Raw genomic sequence first — 20,209 nt, forward strand, 5'->3', positions numbered from 1 at the left:
CCGAGCCCCCTCGGCCAAGACGGCGGGTCGGACGAGAGGGCTCCAGTCAGTGATGCAGGTGATGCAGGTGGTGCTGGTAAGACGGGTGGTGCGGGTGGTGCAGCAGCCGGGCCCGCTGGTGCTGGACGCGGGGGCCGAACGGTAGCGACGGCGAAGGCGGTTGGGACGCGCCGTGATGTTCAGGCGAGGCGTCCCAGCCGGCCCTCGGTGACGTCGGCGACGAACGAGGTCCAGGAGCCGGGGGTGAAGGTGAGGGACGGTCCGTCCTGCGCCTTCGAGTCGCGGACGGCGATGGCCTCCATGACAGGGGACTTGACCTCGACGCAGGCGCCGTTGGCGGAGTAGGAGGACTTGATCCAGTTGGTCGTGGCGCCCTGGCGAATAGCCATGTTTCTCTCCGGTGAGCGAGTAGTTCCGGTGGTTCCGATGTCCTGTCGGCCAATCTTCCGGCTGACCTGATCGACGCTACCGGCAGCTCCTGACGGGTGAAGCGAGCATTCACCCGACCGGGTGGCATATTCCATTCAAGCCTTCTGTGGCTGGGGAGTGACGGTGTACGGTGCCGACCCACCTGTCACGCGCACGGTGGATACCGGCCGTATCCCGCCCTTAAGCGCCCTTGTCGGCATATTCGTTGATGATCCCCGAGATGAAGTCGCGGGTCTGGTCGACATTGAGCGCCTGTGCGCGCAGGTGCTCGTACATCACGCTGTACTTCTGGACGTCGTTGGCCTTCTCCAGGTACAGGTCGCTCGTCACGCCCTCGATGTAGACGACGGTCGAATCGGACGCGTCCGGGAACTCCAGGATCGCGTACTGGCCGTTCACGCCGGGGTGCGCGCCCAGCTCGAAGGGCATCACCTGCACCGTGACGTGGGGCTGCTCCGACTGCTCTATCAAGTATTCGAGCTGCCTGATCATCAGCTGGGCGTCGCCCACGCGCCGGCGCAGCGCGGCCTCGTCGATCACCGCCCACAGGCGCAGCGGACCGAGGTCGGGGTTGTTGTTGTCCGTCTCGGAGAGCCGCTTCTGGCGGTGCATCCGGACCTGGACGCGCTTGTCGACGTCGGCCGGGGCGGTCTCCGGCCACGCGCCACGGACGAGCGACTGTGCGTACTCCGTCGTCTGGAGCAGCCCCGGGATCACCAGGGGCTCGTAGGTACGAAGGCTGGCGGCGTCCGTCTCCAGGCCGATGTAGACGCTGTACGGGATGTCGCCGAAGGCGTGCCACCAGCCCTGCTGGCGGGAATCCTTGGCCATCTGCATGAGCGAGTCGATGAGGCGGCGGTCCTCGACCTCGTAGACGTCGCACAGGTCGCGGACGTCGCGCTGACTGATGGATCGGCGGCCGTTCTCCAGTCGGCTGATCTTCGACTGGGAGACGAGCAGGCGCTCGGCGACCTGTTCGGCCGTCATGCCCTTGTCCTCGCGGAGCTTGCGCAACTCCATGCCCAGTCGGCGGCGTCGGACGGTGGGATTGACATTGGACGCCACGTGAACGGCACCTCCGCCTTCTTCTGTCGTTGCATCTGTCTCTCTGCGTATCTGGTCTTGAGCAGACTGCCACCGAAGCGGGCGGCGCCGCTGGGGAACGGCCCGGAAACACAGACGCGCGGGGCGGCGGGGTCGGCGAACCGGCCCCGCCACCCCGCGCGCTGGCGGCACCCGAACCGACCGGGTCCTCGCGGACGGTCGGCCTGGGCGGTGGCGTTGCAATGGTCGTGCGATGAAGCGGGTGGAACGGGTGATCGGGTGGATCGGGGGTGGAACAGGGGTGGAACGGGGTGGATCAGTGCGCGGCCGCGCGGGCCATCGCGCCCGTCCGGCGCGGCTGCAGCGGAACGCTGCTCGCCGTGGCCCGGGCCGGCGGTGCGGGTGCGCGGTCACGGCGTGGCTGTGCGGCCACACCGTTCTGGACGTCCATCACGGCATGCGCCACGAGTCCGCCCATCGGGTCGTGCCGGATCAGGTCCCGCAGTCGGGACCTGGACGACCGACCCTCGTTGCCGGGGTACAGGTGCTTGCCGAGTCCGACCGCGTGGGCCAGTGCGGCGAGCGCCGCGGTCCGCGGGTCCGGCGGTACGCCGGTGCGGATCGCACTGTCGAGCCGGGCTCGGATCTCCCGGCTGATCTCCGTGTCCGTCGCCTGGTAGCGAGTCGTCGGAAGCACTCCGCACATCTGTCCCGCGACGGCATGGACCATGCCGCAGCGCTCCAGATGAGCGAGGTAAATCTGACGGAGCCCCAGTCGGGGTCCGCCGATCCAGTGGACGGCCCGTACCGGGCTGCCGCGCCTGCGCAGCAGTTCCAGTGCGGAGTCCAGAGTCGGATCTCCTGTCGGCCGTGGCATCACCACGGCGATACGATCCCCATCAGGGGCTATCCGTCCTGCCAGAGCCAGCTCCACTAGCTGTGCCCCGGCCAGGCCGAGGTCGAGCGACTGCGGCTGCGCCGTGGTACCCGTGGCCGGGTCCAAGGCGAGCAGCAGAAGCTCCTCCGGAATTGTTCTGCGGCTCCTGCCCATCCATGCCTCCCCGCGTGGATGAGTGACAGGGTGACGCCTCTCACATTCATCTGTCGAGAGCGCGTGGCCGCTTTGTGGGGGAACCCGCAGCTATGTCGTTCTCGTCTCGCACGGGGGCGATGCTCCCGAGACGGGACACTGTTAGACATTCGGACAGCCGGACGTGGCGGCGATGGAGGAGGAACGGTGGCGGGCGAGTCCCCCGACAAGTCGGTAGATGCAGGAGCGCCGGGGGCGGCGGAGTCGTCCGCGGAGCGTGATCCGAGGCTGTCCGTGTTCCGGCCGCGCGATCCCGAGAGCGGCGCGGCCGCCCGTGCCGGTGTCGACGTCGACGTCGATGTCCAGGCCGATGCGGATGCGGATGCCGAGGTCGGCGCCGGAGCCGAGTCCGGGTCTGTAGGCCAGCCCGGGTCCGGGGCCAAGTCCGGAGCCGAGTCCGGGGCCGGAGTCGAGTCCGAGTCCGGTCCCGGGTCTGGGGCCGAGTCCGGGGGCGGGGCCAAGTCCGGGTCCGGGGCCAAGTCTGGGGCCGAGTCCGGGGTCGCAGTCGAGTCCGAGTCCGGTTCCGGGTCTGGGGCCGAGTCCGGGGGCGGGGCCAAGTCCGGGGCCGGGGCCAAGTCTGGAGCCGAGTCCGGGTCCGGGGCTCAGTCCGGGGCCGGCGAGCGGGACCCGCTGCGGGATGCCGTGGCGGCATGGGTCGCCTCCGCCGACGACGCCGATGACGATGCCACCGACGCTGCCGCAACGGGCGAAGCTGAAGGTTCCGGTTCGGCGGACGACGAGGCGAGCGCGGACGAGCCCGACGCCGTCGGGTCCGGCACGCCGGATGCCGATGCGGAAGTGCCGGAGTCCGATCCCGACCCCGAATCCGATTCCGTTTCCAAGGCCTCCGCTGCCCCCGCTGCTTCCACTCCGGTCGTCGAGTCGAAGCCCGCGGCCCAGCAGCCGAAGGCGGAGGAGCCCGCGGACAGCGAGCGCACCGCCGTCTTCCGTGCCTTCCAGCCCGCCAAGCCGAAGCCCGCAGTCGAGCAGCCGAAGGCCGAAGAGCCCGCGGACAGTGAGCGCACTGCCGTGTTCCGCGCCTTCAAGGCCGATTCCGTTTCGGCTCCTGCCGCGGAGCCGTCGAAGCCCGCGGCCGTGAAGCCGGTCGTCGACGAGCCCGCGGACAGTGAGCGCACCGCGGTGTTCCGTGCCGTGAAGCCCGCCTCCGCTTCTGCTCCTGCTCCGGCCGCTGAGCCGAAGCCGGCCGCAGCGCCCGAGAAGCCCGCGGACAGCGAGCGCACCGCCGTCTTCCGCGTCCCGAAGGTGGACGCGGCCGAGGCGGCGGCCCCGAAGCCGGCCCCCGCCAAGCCCGCTGCCGCGAGGCCGACCCTGGCCAAGCAGACCGCGGCCGAGCCCGCCACCAAGCCGGCCGAGGCCAAGCCCGCGGCTGCCAAGCCCGCCGAGGCCAAGCCCGCGGCCGAGACGCCCAAGGGCAGCACCTTCGTGCCGCTGCGTCCGGAGGGCACCGCGCCCACGTCCGCGCCCGCGCCGGCGCCCACGTCCGCGCCCTCGGCCGGGCAGCGGCCGAAGGTTCCGGTGCCGCCCGCCGTCGCGCGGCTCGACCACTCCGAGCGGACCACGCAGCAGCCGCTGCCGCCCAAGCCGCCGCTCGACATGCTGGCGGACCTCACGAACAACCCGCCCCCGCCGCCGAGCCCGATGCGCACCGCCATCCGGCGGGTCAAGATCTACGCGCCGCTCGTCGCGCTCCTGGTGGTCATCCTGGCCGTCGTGCAGCTGGTGCGCCCGCTGCCGGAGCCAAAGCTCGTCATGACCGGCAAGTCCTCGTACACCTTCGAGGGTGCCAAGCCCCAGCTGCCGTGGCCCTCCGAGGGACAGGCGTACATGGCGGCCGCCGGTCTCGGCACGCTCGGCCAGTCCGGCGAGCAGAAGCCCGTGCCGATCGCGAGCGTCACCAAGTCGATGACGGCGTACATCATCCTGCGCGACCACCCCATCAAGAAGGGTGAGCAGGGCGCGATGATCGACGTCGACAAGACGGCCGAGACCGAGGGCAAGAAGAACAACTCGACCGACAACGAGTCCACCCTCGACACGGTCAAGGAGGGCGACAAGATCTCGGAGTACGACGCGATCGCCGCCCTCATGATCCCGTCGGCCAACAACATCGCGCGGCTGCTCGCGCGCTGGGACTCCGGTTCGCAGGAGGCGTTCGTCAAGAAGATGAACGACACCGCCAAGGAACTCGGCATGACCAACACGACGTACACGGACCCCTCGGGTCTGGACGCGACCACGGTCAGCACCGCCGAGGACCAGGTGAAGCTGGGCCTGAAGCTGGTCGAGATCGAGACGCTGCTCGACATCACCAAGAAGCCCAACTGGGTCGACCCGTCCGGCAAGAACTGGCGGAACTGGAACGGCCTCACCGGACCCACCGGCGCGCTCGGCATCAAGACCGGTACGACGACGAAGGCGGGCGGAAACCTGCTCTTCGCCGCCCAGAAGAAGGTCGGCAACACCAACCAGCTGATCGTCGGAGCCGTCCTCGGCCAGCACAAGCCGGCGATCATCGACACCGTGCTCGCCGCGAGCAAGGAGCTGATGCTCGCCACCCAGAAGGCACTCGACGGCGCGACCGCCGTGAAGAAGGGCCAGGTCGTGGGCTACGTCGACGACGGTCTCGGCGGCCGGACGCCGGTGGTGGCCACCGCAGACGTGCAGGCGGTCGGCTGGGCCTCGCTGACCGTGGACATCAAGCTCGCGGACGGCGGGGGCAAGCTGCCGCAGACCGCGAAGGCCGGCACCGAGGTCGGCGTGCTGACCGTCGGCGAGGGTGCCAGCCAGGTCAAGGTGCCGGTGGCGCTGAAGTCCGACCTGGCCGCGCCGGGGATCGGCAGCAAGCTGACGCGCGTCGGCTGACATCCGGTGAGAGCGTGGATCCGGCGCCCCGGGCAACCCCGGGGCGCCGGGCCGCGTCTAGGCCCCAGGGAAGTTCGTGGACTCATGGGTTGGGGAGTGCGGCAGTGACGACCGCTGAGCAGCAGGGCCGGCGCCCGGAAGCCATCCCGCCGGCCGACGGCGACGGCGCTGCTCCGGCGGTGTCCGCGATCGCCGTGGTCGCCGGGTCCGCCACGCCCGCCGGGTCCGCCGCGCCTTCCACGCCCGGAGGCGCACGGCCGCCCCGCGGCCGGCTCGGCGCCGTTCTCGACGGTGCCCGGCGCCACCCGGTGGTCGTCGCCACCGTCCTCGCCGGGCTGCTGCACGTCGTCTGGTTCTTCAGCTTCGCCAACAGCGGCGGCGACCTGGCCGCGCAGGACGCCTGGGCCGAGTTCGTCGGCCGCCATCCCGACTCGGCGTACAACCTCGCCTGGTACGGCGGCATGCACCCCGTCTCGTACAGCGTGGTCTCGCCGTACCTTATGCACATGCTCGGCGTCCGGACCACGATGATGATCGCCGGCACCGTCTCGGCCGGGCTCCTCGCGCTGATCCTGACCCGCTGCCGCGGGGCCGTGCGCGAGCCCCTGTGGCCCGCCCTGGCCGGGGTTTACGGCCTGCTCTGCAATGCCCTCTCGGGCCGCGTCACCTTCGGCCTCGGCGTGATGTTCGCGCTCGGCGCCGTGGCCGCCGTCTTCTGCTGGCCCCGCAAATGGGCCGAGCGGCGCTGGGCCAAGGCCGCGGTGGCGGCCCCGCTGGCCGGCCTCGCGACCGCCGCCAGCCCCGTCGCCGGGCTCTTCCTCGGGGTGATCGCGGCCGCGCTGTTCCTGAGCGGGCGGCGCCCGGGCGCGTACGCGCTGGGGCTGGCCCCGGTGGCCGTGGTGGGGCTGTCGGCGTGGCTGTTCCCCTTCTCCGGGACGCAGCCGATGAAGATCGGATCGGCCGGGCTGCCGTTCCTGTTCGGGCTGCTGATCCTGTTCCTCGTACCGAGGCGGTGGAAGACCGTCCGGATCGCCTCGGCCGTCTACGCCCTCGGCGTCTTCCTCACCTGGGCGATCGACTCCCAGGTCGGCTCGAACGTCACCCGCCTGGTGATGCTGTTCGGCGGGGTCGCGCTGCTCGCGGCCCTCCCGTACGAATCCCCCGGCTACCGCCGGGAGGTGCCCCCAGCACGCTCGCGGCGCTGGTACGCGGTCCTGTTGGCCTTCGTCGGGCTGAACGCCTGGATCACCACCAACAGCGTCACCGACATCGTCCGCACCACCCCGCTGGCCGCCTGGAGCCGGGAGCTGGCCCCGCTCGTCGACCAGCTGCAGAAGGCCGGCGCCGACCGCGGCCGGGTCGAGGTGGTCCCGGCCAGCAGCCACCGCGAGTCCTCCGCCTTCCCCTCGTACGTGAACCTCGCGCGCGGCTGGAACCGGCAGGCCGACCTGGAGCGCAACCCGCTCTTCTACGACGACACCCTCACCGCCGACAGCTACCGGGCCTGGCTGGAGCGCTGGGCCGTGCACTACGTGGTGCTGCCCGCCGACAAACCCGACTCGGGCGGCGAGGAAGAGGCGAAGCTGGTGCGCGGGGGGCTCCCGTACCTCCAGCAGGTGTGGGGCGACGCGAACTGGCTGCTCTTCAAGGTCCAGGAGCCCACCGACCTGGTCGCCGGACCGGCGACCGTGGTGCGGGCGAGCGCCGACCAGCTGGTCGTCGACGTGAAGCAGCCCGGACGGGTGCTGGTGCGGATCCCGCACTCGCCGTGGCTGGGGCTGGTGGACGCGACGGGCAAGCCCGTACCGCCGCCGCAGGAGACCTTCGCTTCGAAGGCGCGGGGCGGGAGCGGGGACGGCGGCGCGCTGCGCAAGCAGTACGCGAACACGGCGGGATGCCTCTTCAAGGCAGCTCCGGACGAGACCGGGGACGTGTGGACGGAGCTGCTGGCACCGGCGCCGGGGGAGTACCGGGTGGCGGCGAAGTACCAGCTGCCGCGGGGGACGCCCTGCCCGGAGGACCTGGTGCACCAGACGCTCGGCCAGCCGAAGCGTCCGGCTCCGCCGCGCCCCTGATCGCGCCCTGATCGCGCCCTGATCGGGCTCTCGCTCGGGCTCTTGATCGGAATTCTTTGCACATCGGTCCGGGTGCGTTGGTCCGTATATGTGCATACGATCCCAGTAGTCCGATTGGGTGCTTCCCGAAGGAGTTGACGACGGGATGAACAAAGAGCAGAAGCGGGATGTCCGGGCGGCCATCGCGAGGGCGCAGGATCAGGCGCAACCGCCGCGCGCTCCGGGACACGGCTTCAGCGGTCCGGTACGGAGCAAGGTCAAGGGCGGACTGCACACGAAGGCCGCGCTCAAGCGGGCCGGCACTCCGCAGGGCGACCGCATCGGCGAACGCAGCAGTGGTCTGAGCTGACCGTGATGGCACAGCCCTTCCGGCCGGGCCGGAAGGGCTTCGTGCGCCCCGAGCCGCCGCCGTGTGCCGGCGCAGCGGTCCGGTGCGGGGGTTCGGTGCAGGGGTCCGGTGCAGTGGTCCGCCCGGCGATCCGTCGCGATCCGTCGCGATCCGGCCGGAGCCGGTGCGATCCGGCCGGATACAGCCGCTCACCCTCCGGGGCTCGCGCATTACCGTGACGTGACCATGAACGACACGCAGCGCGACGAGCGGTCGCGGCCGCCCCTGCGGCTGCCCGCCTGGACCTCGACCCTGACCTGGAAGGCCACGGTCTTCATCACCCTCATGTGCTGCGGACTCGCGGCACTGCTGGGCTGCCTCGTGCACGGCGCCATGACCCGCCAGACCGTGGGCGCGGCCCGCGAGAAGGCGCTGACCCGGCTGGAACGGACCATCGAGGCCTACGAGACCGGCGGGCGCATGCCGCGCGGCGAAGGCATCGACCCGGCGGGCCTGCCCCCGGAGCTGCGCGCCCTGGCGGTCGGCGGCAAGCGCGGCACGGCCGTCGGCAGGCACCGGGGCCGGCCCGTGATGTGGGCGGCCGGGCCCGCCGCCCACGGCGTTGCGATAGCCGCCTCCGTGGACTTCCGCGCGAGCGAGCGGACCATCGTCGAACTGGACCGGGCCATCCTCGGCTCCTCGGGACTCGCCATCGGGGTGACCCTCCTCATCGGCGCGTTCGTCGTCACCCGGATCACCCGGCGGCTGCACCTGACCGCGCAGGTGGCCCGCCGGATCAGCGCCGGCGACCTCGACGCGCGCGTCGACGACAGCACGCGCAGCAAGGACGAGGTGGCGGCGGTCTCCCGGGCCCTGGACACCATGGCCTCCTCGCTCCAGGGCAAGCTCGAAGCGGAACAGCGGTTCACGGCGGACGTCGCCCACGAGCTCCGCACCCCGCTGACCGGCCTGAACGCAGCCGCCGAGCTCCTGCCACCGGGCCGTCCGGCCGAGCTCGTACGGGACCGGGTGCGGGCGATGCGCTCGCTGACCGAGGACCTCCTGGAGATCTCCCGGCTGGAGACGCGCGGCGAACGCCTGGAGCTGGACGCGCACGACCTGGCCGACCTGGCGGCGCGCGCGATCCGTGCCTCGGGCACCGACACGGCCCTGGAGGTGCGCGGGGCGGCGGGCGGGGCGCGCGAGGTGCGCGGCTCGCGCGGATCCCTGCGGGTGGACACGGACCGGCGGCGCCTGGAGCGGATCCTGGGCAACCTCGTGGCCAACGCGCACAGCCACGGCGCGGCCCCGGTCACGCTCACGGTCGACGGCCGGACCCTGACCGTGACGGACTCGGGCCCCGGCTATCCGGAGTACGTGCTGACCAACGGGCCGCAGCGGTTCCGTACGGAGGGCACGAACAAGGGCCACGGGCTGGGCCTGACCATCGCGGCCGGCCAGGCCCGGGTCCTCGGCGCCACCCTCACCTTCCGCAACCGGGAGGCGGGCGGCGCCGAGGCCCGCGTCACGCTTCCAGGGCCCGCAGGACAGGGAGCAACTGCGCCTCCTCGCCGTCGAGATGGGCTTCCAGCTCCCGGCTCATCCGCTCCACCCGCTCGCTGAATCCGACGCCGGGCGCGTCCAGGGCGCGTACCAACTCCTCCTGGAGCCGGGCGATGGCGCGGTGCTCGGCGCCCACCCGGCGGAAGAACTCCCGCATGTGCGGATGCTGTTGCTCCAGGTACGGGAAGAGGCCGGCGTCCTCGCTCCGGTGGTGGAACTCCAGCGAATGGCAGAACGCGAGGCAGTGCTGGCGCAGTTGCAGCCCGAGCGAAGCCGCCCCGGCGCCCCGCGGCTCCTCGCGCGCGAGTTCCCGTACGAGGGCCAGCTGCGCCCGCAGCCAGCCGTGCACGTCGAGCAGCTTCCCGGCGATCCCGCCCTCCCGGGCCGGGACCTCGTGCGTGCGCTGGAGCGCGACGACGGGGATCACCCGCCGGGTGCGCGCCTGGTACTCCCCGTACCCGGGCTCCGCACGGACGATCCGCGCGAACAGCTCGTCCCGCCGCGCCCCTTGGGCGGGGACGGCGACGGCCTCGTACGTGTCCCTCCCGGTCTCGACCTCCACGAGGGGCCGCGCGAGCAGGTTGTGGTACCAGGCGGGATGCCGGTCGGCCCCGGCGGCGGACGCGACGACGAACAGCTCTTTGCCGCCGTCCCCGCCGCCGTCCTCGCGGGCGAACCCGAGCGGAACGGTGTGCGGCTTCGCGGACCTGGCGCCGGTGGTGGTGAGCAGGATCAGCTCGGAACCTTCGAAGGGCCCGCCGACCTGGCCGGCGTTCGCCCTGAACTCTTCGATGATGGTGCGATTGAACGATGACACGGAGTGCGTGTTCCTCACGGTGTGTGTGCGTGCGACGGCAGCGAAACAACCGAGGGAGATCACCCGTAGCCGGTGGCGTACATGCCCATGGGCCCGGTCCTTCAACAACAGGTGCCTGCCCAACCACCGCCCGGCCCACATCTCAGTAGGCGGCGTCACGCGACACGTGCGCCATGTAACCACAACGCGAAGGGGCCCCGCGATCGATATCGACCGCGGGGCCCCGTCCGTGCCCTCGGCAGGATTCGAACCTGCGACACCGGCTTTAGGAGAGCCGTGCTCTATCCCCTGAGCTACGAAGGCGGGGGCTCGTCGCGAACCTTGTCGGAAACCCCGCTGGGGCCGCCCGACTCGGACGGACGAACGTCCTGGTCAGCTTGCGTGCGTATGCGGAGCGGGCAGCGTCCTCGCGGACACTTTCCCGGGCACGCGCCTGGTAGCCGACTGACCGCTGACAGCCTAGCGGATCAGGCTGGCCGAGGTCGCCTCGATTCGCGTGCGCCTCGGGCGCGTCCATCTCGGGCCCTGTGACCTGCGCGTTTCGGTGATGTCGGGTGCGGGGTGGCTCTGATCGTCTGTGAGTCCGGGACGAGGAGGGCTCCGGCCGCGAGCCCGGTCACCTTGGAGATCTCGGCCCTGTGGTCCGCTGCGTCGGCGTTGGCTCCGGTACGTCCGGAGCCGCAGTACCCGATTCGCGACGCCTCCTCCTCGGCCAGCCGATGGAGTCCAACTCGGCGACCAACTCCTGCGCCTCGACGAGGTGATCGGTCACCGGAAGGGCGAACTCGGGAGGTTCCGGAGGGACTGCAGCCCATCCGCCCCGGTATTGCAGCCGTATCACCAGCCAAGCACACCGGGTTCGCCCTGCAGAGCTACGGCGTCAACCCCTACGGCCGAGATCGCGAGTGTGTCGGCGCAGTCCACCGCAGACGTCCTTGCTACTGTCCACTTCACCTAAATCGCCCGTAAGGGAATTATTGGCGCCTACCGGTGGCCGAGAGGAAAAAGACGGACTATGAATGATTTTTCCCGTCGCAAACTACTCAAGGCGACCGCGGTCGCCGGTGCCGGCGCGGTCGTCGCGCAAGGCGTCACGACCGCGGAGGCCCACGGTGCGAGCGCCGTGAGCGAGCCCCCCAAGCACACGAAGTGCCCGCCGGCGAAGCTGACCGGCCGCATCGTCCGCCCCGACAACGCCGGGTACACGGAAGCCCGCCTCGGCTGGGACCAGCTCTTCTCCCACTACCCGCTGGTCATCGTCTTCGCCCAGAACACCCAGGACGTGGTCAACGCCCTGACGTGGTCCCGGCAGAACGACGTCGCGGTACGGGTCCGGAGCGGCCGCCACAGCCTTGAGGGCTGGTCGAACGTCGACAACGGTCTCGTGATCGACATCAGCGAGCTGAAGTCGGTCCACATCGACAGCGCCGCCCGTATCGCGACGGTCGGCGCCGGACTCAGCCAGCTGGAAGCGGTGACCACGCTCGCGGAGCAGAACTTCGCGGTGACGACGGGGACCGAAGGCACCGTGGGCCTGTCCGGGGCGACGCTCGGCGGTGGCTTCGGCTTCCTCACCCGCTGGCTCGGCATGGCCTGCGACAGCCTGATCGGTGCGGAGATCGTGGTTGCGGAAGGCGACGAGTGCGCCAAGGTGGTCAAGGTCGACCTGCGCCACAACGGGGACCTGCTCTGGGCGCTGCGCGGAGCGGGCAACGGCAACTTCGGGATCGTCACCTCACTCACCTACAAAGTGGCCCCGCTGAAGAGCGTCACGTACGTACAGGCCACCTGGGACGGAATCGGCGACCTGCGCAGGCTCTTCGACACCTATCAGCGCACTGCGCCGTACCTCGACGACCGCCTCGGCACCCAGCTCGAAATCCACCGGAACCAGATCTTCCTGTTCGGGGTCCTCGCGGAAGGAACGCCCGCGGAGGCGAAGAAGCTGCTGGACCCGCTCCTGTCGATCGACAGCCCGCAAGTGACGGTGCAGGTGGGGAACTGGGGCGACGTGTATGCCGGCTTCCAGATCCCGACCGCGGACGAACCCGCGAACTGGAAGTTCTACTCCCAGTTCACCAGAAAGCCGTTCCCGAGCAAGGCGATCGATGTGATCGTCTCGTTCATGCAGAACGCGCCCACGGACGACAGCAACTTCTTCGCGCAGGCGTTCGGCGGGGCGGTCAGGAAGACCCCCCGTGGCGGCGCCGCGTTCCCGCACCGCGACGCGCTCTTCTACTCCGAGCCCGGTGCCGGCTGGGGCACCCGCTCCGACGAGCCGGGCGTCTGCGACCCGCTCACCCCGCAGGCCCAGGCCTGGATCGCCGAATTCAGCCTGGCCCTGCGCCCCTACGTGGACGGCGCCTACGTCAACGTGCCGAACGTGGGCATGCAGGACTGGGAGACCGCCTACTGGGGATCCAACTTCGACCGACTGCGCACGATCAAGGCGGAGTACGACCCGCACAACGTCTTCAAGTACGAGCAGAGCATTCCGCCCGCGTCCTGACGCACGAGCAGGGCCTGCGCCCCCTCCCCGGACCGGTGAGGGGGCGCAGTCGCGTCGCGACGGCCTCCGCCGGGTGGTGAACGGGTCCCCACGGCGGCAGCGGCGTGCGCTTGGGAAGTTGCGTCCGTTCGTGGGCCAGTTGGTGCACTGCCCACCAGTCGCGACCGCGATCGGATGAGCATTTCCACGTACATACCGATGAACACAAGAGCGTCGCCATATCGGCGCGGTTCACTCAAATATTGATATTTCCGACATTAACCTTTCACCGTTGATCAGCGACGTCGAAAGGAACGCCGTGCCCCTCATGCCCAACCATGGCCGTCAGTCGGCCGCGAAGTCCGCGCTCCCGCGCTCGAAGTTCCGCGCCGGCAGGCGCCTGGGACGGCTCCGGGCCGTCGTCGTGGCCGGTGCCCTGCTCGCCGGGCTGAGTCCGGTGGCGGCCGCTGCGCCGCAGGCCGCCGCCGGGCCGGAGCGCAAGGGCGATCCGACGCAGTACTGGAACAAGGTCCTGCTCCAGACGTTCCGCAATGCGCGGGGCTCGGACGCCTCGCCCGGCAAACTCTCCCGATCCGGGGCCATGGTCTTCGCGGCGATCTACAACGCCGAGAGCGCCTACCAGAACACGTACGGAACCATGAAGTACGAGCCGTACCTCAACCGGCCGCTCAAGTACGCCACCGACTCGTCGAAGCCGCGCGCGGACGAAGAGGAGCGGCTGATCGACCGCACGGCGTACCGGATGCTCTCCGAGCTGTACCCGGGCGACCGGGCCTTCATCGACGCCCGGTACGAGGCCCGGACCGGCCGCTCCCCCCACGCCCACGACCCCCTCGACCGGCTTGTGGTCGACCGCGTGGTGAGACAGATCAACAAGGCGCGGGCGCACGACGGTTCGGACAACACGGAGCTCTACGACGGCGACACCACCACACCCGGAGCCTGGCGGCCGACGGGCGAAGAGGCGACGGCTGACGAAGGGGCCTGCCAGGAGCCCGGCGACGCCGTGACCCCGAACTGGGGCAAGGTGAAGCCGTTCGTGCTCCGCTCCGGTTCGCAGTTCCGGCCTCCCAGCCTGCGTGGGTTCACTTCCTACGACAAGATGGTGAACAGCCCGGAGTACGCGCGCCAGGTCGACGAGGTGCGACGCGTGGGTGCCGCCGACTCCACCGAGCGCACCCGCGAACAGACGGTCATCGGCTGGTTCTGGGACCACGACCTGAACGGCACCTACCACCCCCCAGGACAGCTGCTGCAGCTGACCGGGACGGTCGCCAAGAAGTTCGAGCTCGACACGTACGAGACGACCCGCTTGTTCGCACTGTCGGCGCTGACCCTCGCGGATGCCGGGATCGCGGCCTGGGACAGCAAGTTCGACGGGCCAATCAACGAATGGCGTCCGGTGTCCGCGATCCAGGCGCTGGGCGGAGAGAACGCGAACTGGCAGCCCTTCAGCGCGGACCGGGCGGGAAGGCCGTGGACCCCCTGCTTCATCGCCTGGACCTCCGGGCACGCCAACTTCACCGGTGCGTGGGCAGCCGCGATGCAGAACTTCTTCGGCCGTGACGACGCCTCGTTCACCGCGCAGTCCGAGGACCCGCACACCCTCGAGCGGTTCCGCCGGATGAACAGCTTCAGCCAGGTCGCCGAGGAGGGCGAGTTCAGCCGACTGTGGCTGGGCGTGCACTTCCGCTGGGACGCCGAGGACGGGAGGGAGATCGGCACCAACGTCGGCGACTACGTGTTCGCCAACGCGCTCCAGCCGACGCGATCGAGCCACCCGCATCAGCAGTGAACCGACGCCCTGGCCCGCGCCAGCGGAGAGGCCGCTAGTACCAACGCCGTTCAGTCGAGGCGGGACCGGGTGAGTCAAGGGCCGGTTGTGAACGGGTTGGTGGTGGCCTTGTAGGTGGTCCGGTCGATGGTGGGTCCACGTGCGGCGTACTGGGAGATCGCTCGTCTGACGACGCGGTCCTCGGCGCGGACCCGCCGTTCCGGCAGCCCGTGAGAGCGTGGCCACCGCCGTCGTCCTCACTTCACATCCCCACATCCCCGTTCCGTGCTCGAGAGCAAGGCACCAACAGGTGACACCGTCGAACGATCGTTTCCGTGAGCTGCGCGAGCTCCTGCGCTCTTATACGGTGACCGGCTACGCCTTCGATGACACGGAGGACCGTCGCGGAATTGCGCTCAGTGCCTACCTCAGGCAAGCCGCGCTCGATCCCGCGCGCAGCCGAGGCGGCAGCGGAGATCGACGACCTCCTCGAGACGGGTCTGTTCAGCGATGAGATCGCGGATGACGTCGATCTCTTGCCTCACATCCGCCCTCCCCGCGGGGGGACGGTGGAGGGATGCCTTGCCGTCGTCGGCGGGCACCTCCGGCGGTTCCTTGCAGAACCGGATTCACCCTCTCGGTTGCCCCCACAGACCGCATGGGAATGGAGAGAGCGGTTTCCTGAACTCTCGCACCTGATGGCAGCGTACTTCCATCAGGATTTCTCACTGGAGTACTCCTCGCACCGAGAGGCTCTGGACGACTACGTTTCAGGCGCTGCGGAGAGTGACCTCTGGCAGGTGGCGGGCGAGATCGAAGACTTCCTGGTCCTCAACGAATCGGATCAACTGCTCAAGAAGTCGGCGGCTACGCTCGGGCTCAGCATTCTCCCGCCGCAGGGCGTGCGGCTGCGGCAATGGCTGACGGACGTGCGGGGGACGGTGCTCCACCGATCCCGGGGATGAGGAGGAAACCGGCCCGCCCCTCCGCGGTTGCGGAGGGGCGGGCCGGCAGGGTGGGACCGGCGGTCAGCCGGCTAGGGGTGTGGCGAGGCCGGGTGTGTACCAGCGTTGGTTGTTGCCGCCGTTGCAGTCCCAGATGTTGAGTTGTGTTCCGTTGTCGAGTCGTCCGTTCGGCACGTCGAGGCAGCGGTTGGCGTTCGGGTTGAAGAAGCCGCCGGTCGCCGTGGGGAGCCACTGCTGGTTGGAGGCGCCGGTAGCGCACGTCCACAGCAGGACCGGGGTGCCGTTGGCCGTGCCACCTCCTGACACGTCCACGCACTTTCCGCCGACGCGGAGTTCACCGTTCGCAGTGACCTCGAACCTCTGGGCCGTGTCGTCGTCGGTGTTGCTGCAGTCCCAGATCTGGATGCGGTTGCCATCGGCGTTGCTGCCGCCGTTGTTGTCCGCGCACTTGGCCGAGCTCGATGCCGAGATCAGTTTGGTACCGGTGCCCGCGGTGGTGGGCACGGTGGCGTGGGCGTAGACCGCGACGTTGCTGATCCTGCCCTCGAAGTAGGAGGCGGGCAGGCTCTGGTGCTTGTAGCGGCCCAGGACCAGGGGGCCGGTGGCGTTCCAGGCACGGGTCTTGGCGTGGTGGCCGGTGCCGGCCAGGGTGCCGTTGACGTACAGGGCGATCAGGCCGGTGGAGGCGTCGTAGGTGGCGGTCAGCTGGGTCCACGCGCCGGTCTTCACCTTGGCCGCGTCGTTCATGGTGATGGTCTGGTCATAGGCCCAGTCGTCGTCGTCCTTGACCGACATCGCGAAGCGCCAGGTGCCGTCGGCGTCGTGCCAGAGCATGAAGCCGCTGGCGTGCTGGCCGTCCTGGCTGAGGACGACGGACGGCTTCTCCGACTTGGCCCAGGCCGACACCGTGAAGCTCCGGGTGGTGTCGACGCCGGGGCCGGTGGCGGTGACGCTGCCGGTCTTGCCGTCGAGGGCGAGCACCTTGGTCGCGGTGCCGGCGACGGTGTCGTTGGCCCAGGTGGCGCCGGTGGCGCTGAGCGCGGCGTTGTTGCGGCCGCGCAGGTCAGCGGCAGCGGATCCCGCGCCTTCGGTCAGCTTCCAGTGCGAGCTGGAGATGCGGGCATCGCCCATGGTGCGGCCGCTACCGAATCCGGTGACCTTCCCGGCGGTGGCGGTGCCGTCCCAGGTGCGCAGCCGGTGGAGGCTGTCCAGGGCCCAGAGGTCGGGGACACCGTCGGCGCTGGTGTCGCCCGACGAGCCGACCACGGGATGGGTGGCGGCCTGGAGGCCGGAGGCGATCTTGATGCGCTTGGTGTGGTCACCGAGGGCTGCCGGGTTTCCGGCGACGTTCGCGTACTGGTAGACGTCACCGGTGGCGCCGTCACGGGCCCACAGGTCGGGAAGGCCGTCGCCGGTGGCGTCGCCGGGTGCGATGAGGGTGAGGTTGTCCCAGCCGGTGGGGCTGAGGACGAGCACGAGCGGATCGCGGAGTTCGCCGGTGGCACCGGTGCCCTGGAAGAGCACCAGTGAACTGCTCGTGCCGTCGTTCTCCACGGTGAGGAGGTCGTTGCGAGGGGCGACGCCCGTTTCCGGCAGCGCGTCGCCGACGGCAAGGATCTGCTTGACCCGGGTCCAGTTCTCGACGTACTCCGCACCGCAGGGTCGGCCGGTGGCGGCTACCTTGCAGTCCTGCGTGTAGGGCCGTGGCACACCGGATGCGTTGGTCCGGTTGTAGTAGAGGCCGCCATTGGCGTCGAGGCCTCCCTGGGTGAGGGAGTTGCGGTAGAGCGTGAGCTCTCCGTCGCGGTAGGTCCACAGGTCGTCGATGCGGATGCCGTTGCCGCCGCGATGCGTCGTCAGCGTGCCGGGACCCCAGCCCTTGCCCCCCGGGCTGTTGGCCGCGTTGGAGGCGATGACGCCGCCGGCCGCCGGGTCGACGGCGGTCGGGTAGACGACGAGGTCGCCGTTGTCCGTCGGGGCGATGAAGTCGACCCGCTCGTCACCGGTGATGTCGCCGAGGGTCGTCTTGGCGTTCGGGTCGTCGGGCACGTAGAAGGCGTACGTGTGCTGCTGCGAGCGGTTGCCGGCGCGGTCCACGGACTGGACGCGAAGGATGTTGGTGCCCCAGGTCGTGGGGGTGAGCTTGAGCGTGGCGCTCCCGTCGGCGGCCGCTTCGACCTGATTGGCGCCGCCCACCGGGATGGTCCCGCCCAGAGCCCACTCGTAGGAGGTGACGCCGCTGAGGGAATCGGTGGACTTCACCGTGAAGGTTCCGGGCTGGCCGATGTGCTGCGCGGAGCCGGGCAGGGTGCCGGACGGCGGGTACTCGGCGGAGGTGACCACGGGAACGGACGGCGGCTGGGTGTCCATGGTGAAGCTGCAGCCGGTGAGCCAATTGGATGTCATGTCCCCGTCGCCACTCTGGACCTGCCAGGTGTAGGTGTGGCCGTCCACGAGGTAGGTGGGGTGGGCGGAGACCCAGTGCGTGCCGCCCGCGGATCCGATCCAGCCGCTGTCGAAGGCGAGGCTGGAGTCCGCGGTGTCGTAGACCAGGAAGTGCGCGTCGTTCGTCTGCCCGTCCGGGTCACCGATCCAAGCGCCGATGCTGAGGCCCGCGTAGTTGGTGGCGCCCACCCAGCCGCAGCCGGTGCCACTGGGGTTCTTCGGCGCGGGGAACGTGCCCAGCGCCCAGGGGTCGTACGGGCGCCGGTTGTACTCGACGTACAGGAACGGCAGGTCGTTCTTGTTGCGGGTGAACCGCTTGAAGGAGTTGTTGCTGCCGCTCTTGGACTCGTTGGACGCGAAGAGCCCGTAGGTGAGGTTGCCGCGCCAGTGGTTGGCGGCGAGGTGGTCGCGCACGTCCCACTCGCCGCGGCTCGTGGAGCCGGGGCAGCCGGGGCCGCCCGCGCTGTTGATGGAGGTGGTGCGCAGGACCTCCCAGTCGACGGGCTGGGTGTCCCAGGTGATGTTGGAGGGCAGCTCTCCGGTGGAGTGCAGGTCCACGTCGTAGGTCCGGCTGCACGTCGCGTCCGCCGCGTACGACTGGGTCGCGAAGAAGGAGGCCTTCTTCAGGCTCTTGTCGCCCAGGTCGCTGGTGTCGACCTGTACGTAGTAGCGCTCCAGCCCGGTTCTGGTCCGCCAGCGCTGGTAGCCGACGCCCGGGTCGTAGGTGTTGCCGTAGTCGTCGTAGTTGACGGCGCCGGGGTAGGCCTCCTGGACCCAAGCCCAGTGCTGCGTGCCGCGACTGGTGGGCTGCCACGCCGGGTCGATGTACACCGGGTAGGCGGTCGCGGGGTCGGTGAGGAAGGTCTGGTCCGGTGTCAGGGCGAGGGAGTCCTTGCCCAGGTCGGTCCGGAGCGGGGCGACCTTGGCGAAGTCGCCCGGGCCGTCGGTGCCGGAGACGGGCCGGGCAGGTTCTTCGCCCGCGCCGGTCGGCGCGGACCCTCGGCCCTTGGCCGCTTGGGAGAACGCGGTGGAGCCGGAGGGCTTGGCGAGCGGGGCCTGGATCGGGGCGGTGGAGTCCCACATCGTCGGGGTCGGGGCGCGGAAGACCGTACGGCCCGAGGCGTCGGCCGCCTTGAGGTTGCCGTGGCTGTCGGCGGAGACGGTCACGCCTTCGCCCTTGAGGCCCGTGGTCAGCTTGGCGAGCTTCGGGTGCTTGGCGGCCTCGGCGGACTTGACGACGAGGATCTGGGAGATCCCGCCGGCCTTGTCGGCCGTCACCTTCAGATCGGTGCCCGGCACCACTTCGCGGTAGAGGGCGCTGTCGCCCTCCAGCACGGGCGTGGGGAGCGGCTCCGGCCAGCTCAGCACGAGCTGCTTGCCGTCCTGCTCCAGCGCGGCAAGCGGCGCGGTGCCGCCGCCGGACAGGGTCAGGCCGTTGCTGGTCGCCTTCGGGCGGAGCGTGCCGTCGGCCGACTTGACGAGGGTGGCGTCGAGGTCGACCCACGTGCCGTCGCGCTGGGTGCGCAACGGGGCGACGCTGCGGGTCAGGCTGAGGGAGCCGTTCGGGTTGGCCACCACGGTGTCGGTCTCGGTCGTCGACGCCGCCACGGGCACGGGCTTCCCGGTGCGCTTGGCCTCCACGAGCGCCGCGTCCTCCGCGGCCTCCCGTTCGGTCGTCGGCCGCTTCGGCGGCGTCTGAGCGGCGGGTGCGCCGGATGCGCCGGATGCGGCCGGTGCTGCCGGCTTGCCCGCCGCCGGTGCCTTGCCCGCCGCCGGTGCCGCCGAAGCGGCTGGTGCTGCGCCGACGGACGTGATGGGCAGGGCCAGTGTGACCAGCCCCGCAATGGCGATCGGCCAGCTGGCTGGTCGCCTCTTTCTCAGTGTGCCCCCCACGGCAAACTCCCCAGTCTGATTGCTGCCTGTCAACTGGGCGTGAACGCTAACAGCCCCTTTGGCATATCCCCCGCGGGTGCGAATATGGAATCGAATATTCCTTGGAATTTATTCCCACAATCGTGATCAATTGACTGATGCAAACGAGTCATCCCCCGGGTCGGCGGGCCCTTTTCGGACATCTTTGCGGCGTGGGCGTGTCGGTGGAGCACGCCTTGTCCGAATTGATCTGCATTTTGCGATTTGCTAACACGCTAGGCTCCCAGGCCAATTGATCTACTCGGCGACCGTGGGGGGAATGCCGTGTCGGTACCAGCGGCTTGGTTTCGGCCAGTAAGAAGAAACGCGAAGATTGAACAGCGCATCGCAATCTCCGTATTGATGGCACTCTCAC

General features: G+C 70.1%; 12 protein-coding genes and 1 tRNA gene. 7 read left to right on the plus strand and 6 right to left on the minus strand.

The genetic code is table 11. The annotated features are described in order from the left end of the window. Positions 1-179: 179 nt before the first annotated feature. The 3 genes from OG386_RS25455 to OG386_RS25465 all read right to left on the minus strand — a co-directional run bounded on the left by OG386_RS25455 (position 180) and on the right by OG386_RS25465 (position 2,524). On the minus strand, positions 180-389 hold the full coding sequence (locus OG386_RS25455; protein WP_328790041.1) for a DUF397 domain-containing protein: 210 nt from the start codon (positions 387-389) through the stop codon (positions 180-182). A gap of 220 nt (positions 390-609) precedes the next feature. Further along, complete coding sequence (locus OG386_RS25460) at positions 610-1,494, minus strand: helix-turn-helix domain-containing protein (protein WP_327384807.1); 885 nt, start codon at positions 1,492-1,494, stop codon at positions 610-612. Positions 1,495-1,789: 295 nt separating this feature from the next. Beyond that, on the minus strand, positions 1,790-2,524 hold the full coding sequence (locus OG386_RS25465; RefSeq protein WP_030390041.1) for a GOLPH3/VPS74 family protein: 735 nt from the start codon (positions 2,522-2,524) through the stop codon (positions 1,790-1,792). A gap of 186 nt (positions 2,525-2,710) precedes the next feature. Here OG386_RS25465 and OG386_RS25470 point away from each other — a divergent pair, with 186 nt between their 5' ends. The 4 genes from OG386_RS25470 to OG386_RS25485 all read left to right on the plus strand — a co-directional run bounded on the left by OG386_RS25470 (position 2,711) and on the right by OG386_RS25485 (position 9,472). Continuing rightward, positions 2,711-5,446 carry a D-alanyl-D-alanine carboxypeptidase family protein gene (locus OG386_RS25470; protein WP_328790042.1) on the plus strand — a complete coding sequence of 912 codons (2,736 nt, stop codon included), beginning with the start codon at positions 2,711-2,713 and terminating at the stop codon, positions 5,444-5,446. A gap of 104 nt (positions 5,447-5,550) precedes the next feature. Further along, positions 5,551-7,521 (plus strand): MFS transporter, encoded by a 1,971-nt coding sequence (locus OG386_RS25475; RefSeq protein ID WP_443053195.1) that lies wholly within the window; start codon positions 5,551-5,553, stop codon positions 7,519-7,521. A 145-nt stretch (positions 7,522-7,666) separates the two neighbouring features. Then, a complete protein-coding gene (locus OG386_RS25480) occupies positions 7,667-7,870 on the plus strand; it encodes a hypothetical protein (protein ID WP_327384809.1) in 204 nt (67 codons plus the stop codon). 225 nt (positions 7,871-8,095) lie between these two features. Then, complete coding sequence (locus tag OG386_RS25485) at positions 8,096-9,472, plus strand: ATP-binding protein (protein ID WP_328790043.1); 1,377 nt, start codon at positions 8,096-8,098, stop codon at positions 9,470-9,472. On the opposite strand, the gene OG386_RS25490 is transcribed toward OG386_RS25485, so the two are convergent. Both OG386_RS25490 and OG386_RS25495 read right to left on the minus strand, forming a co-directional pair. Further along, positions 9,375-10,229, minus strand: a complete 855-nt coding sequence (locus OG386_RS25490) for a nitroreductase/quinone reductase family protein (RefSeq protein ID WP_328790044.1) — start codon at positions 10,227-10,229, stop codon at positions 9,375-9,377. The two genes, OG386_RS25485 and OG386_RS25490, sit on opposite strands and share 98 nt — an antisense overlap. 230 nt (positions 10,230-10,459) lie before the next feature. Continuing rightward, a tRNA-Arg gene (locus OG386_RS25495) sits at positions 10,460-10,532 on the minus strand. Between the two features lie 712 nt (positions 10,533-11,244). Between OG386_RS25495 and OG386_RS25500 the strand changes: the two genes are divergently transcribed. The 3 genes from OG386_RS25500 to OG386_RS25510 all read left to right on the plus strand — a co-directional run bounded on the left by OG386_RS25500 (position 11,245) and on the right by OG386_RS25510 (position 15,477). After that, complete coding sequence (locus OG386_RS25500; protein ID WP_328790045.1) at positions 11,245-12,738, plus strand: FAD-binding oxidoreductase; 1,494 nt, start codon at positions 11,245-11,247, stop codon at positions 12,736-12,738. Positions 12,739-13,045: 307 nt separating this feature from the next. After that, entirely contained in the window at positions 13,046-14,533 is a 1,488-nt protein-coding gene (locus OG386_RS25505) for a vanadium-dependent haloperoxidase (protein ID WP_328790046.1), read from the plus strand. A 398-nt stretch (positions 14,534-14,931) separates the two neighbouring features. Further along, entirely contained in the window at positions 14,932-15,477 is a 546-nt protein-coding gene (locus OG386_RS25510; protein WP_328790047.1) for a contact-dependent growth inhibition system immunity protein, read from the plus strand. Between the two features lie 63 nt (positions 15,478-15,540). Here the strand turns inward: OG386_RS25510 and OG386_RS25515 are convergent, their stop codons facing one another. After that, positions 15,541-19,815 (minus strand): ricin-type beta-trefoil lectin domain protein, encoded by a 4,275-nt coding sequence (locus tag OG386_RS25515; RefSeq protein ID WP_328790048.1) that lies wholly within the window; start codon positions 19,813-19,815, stop codon positions 15,541-15,543. Positions 19,816-20,209: the final 394 nt, after the last annotated feature.

This window comes from Streptomyces sp. NBC_00273, assembly GCF_036178145.1.
In the GTDB taxonomy this organism is placed as follows: Bacteria; Actinomycetota; Actinomycetes; order Streptomycetales; family Streptomycetaceae; genus Streptomyces.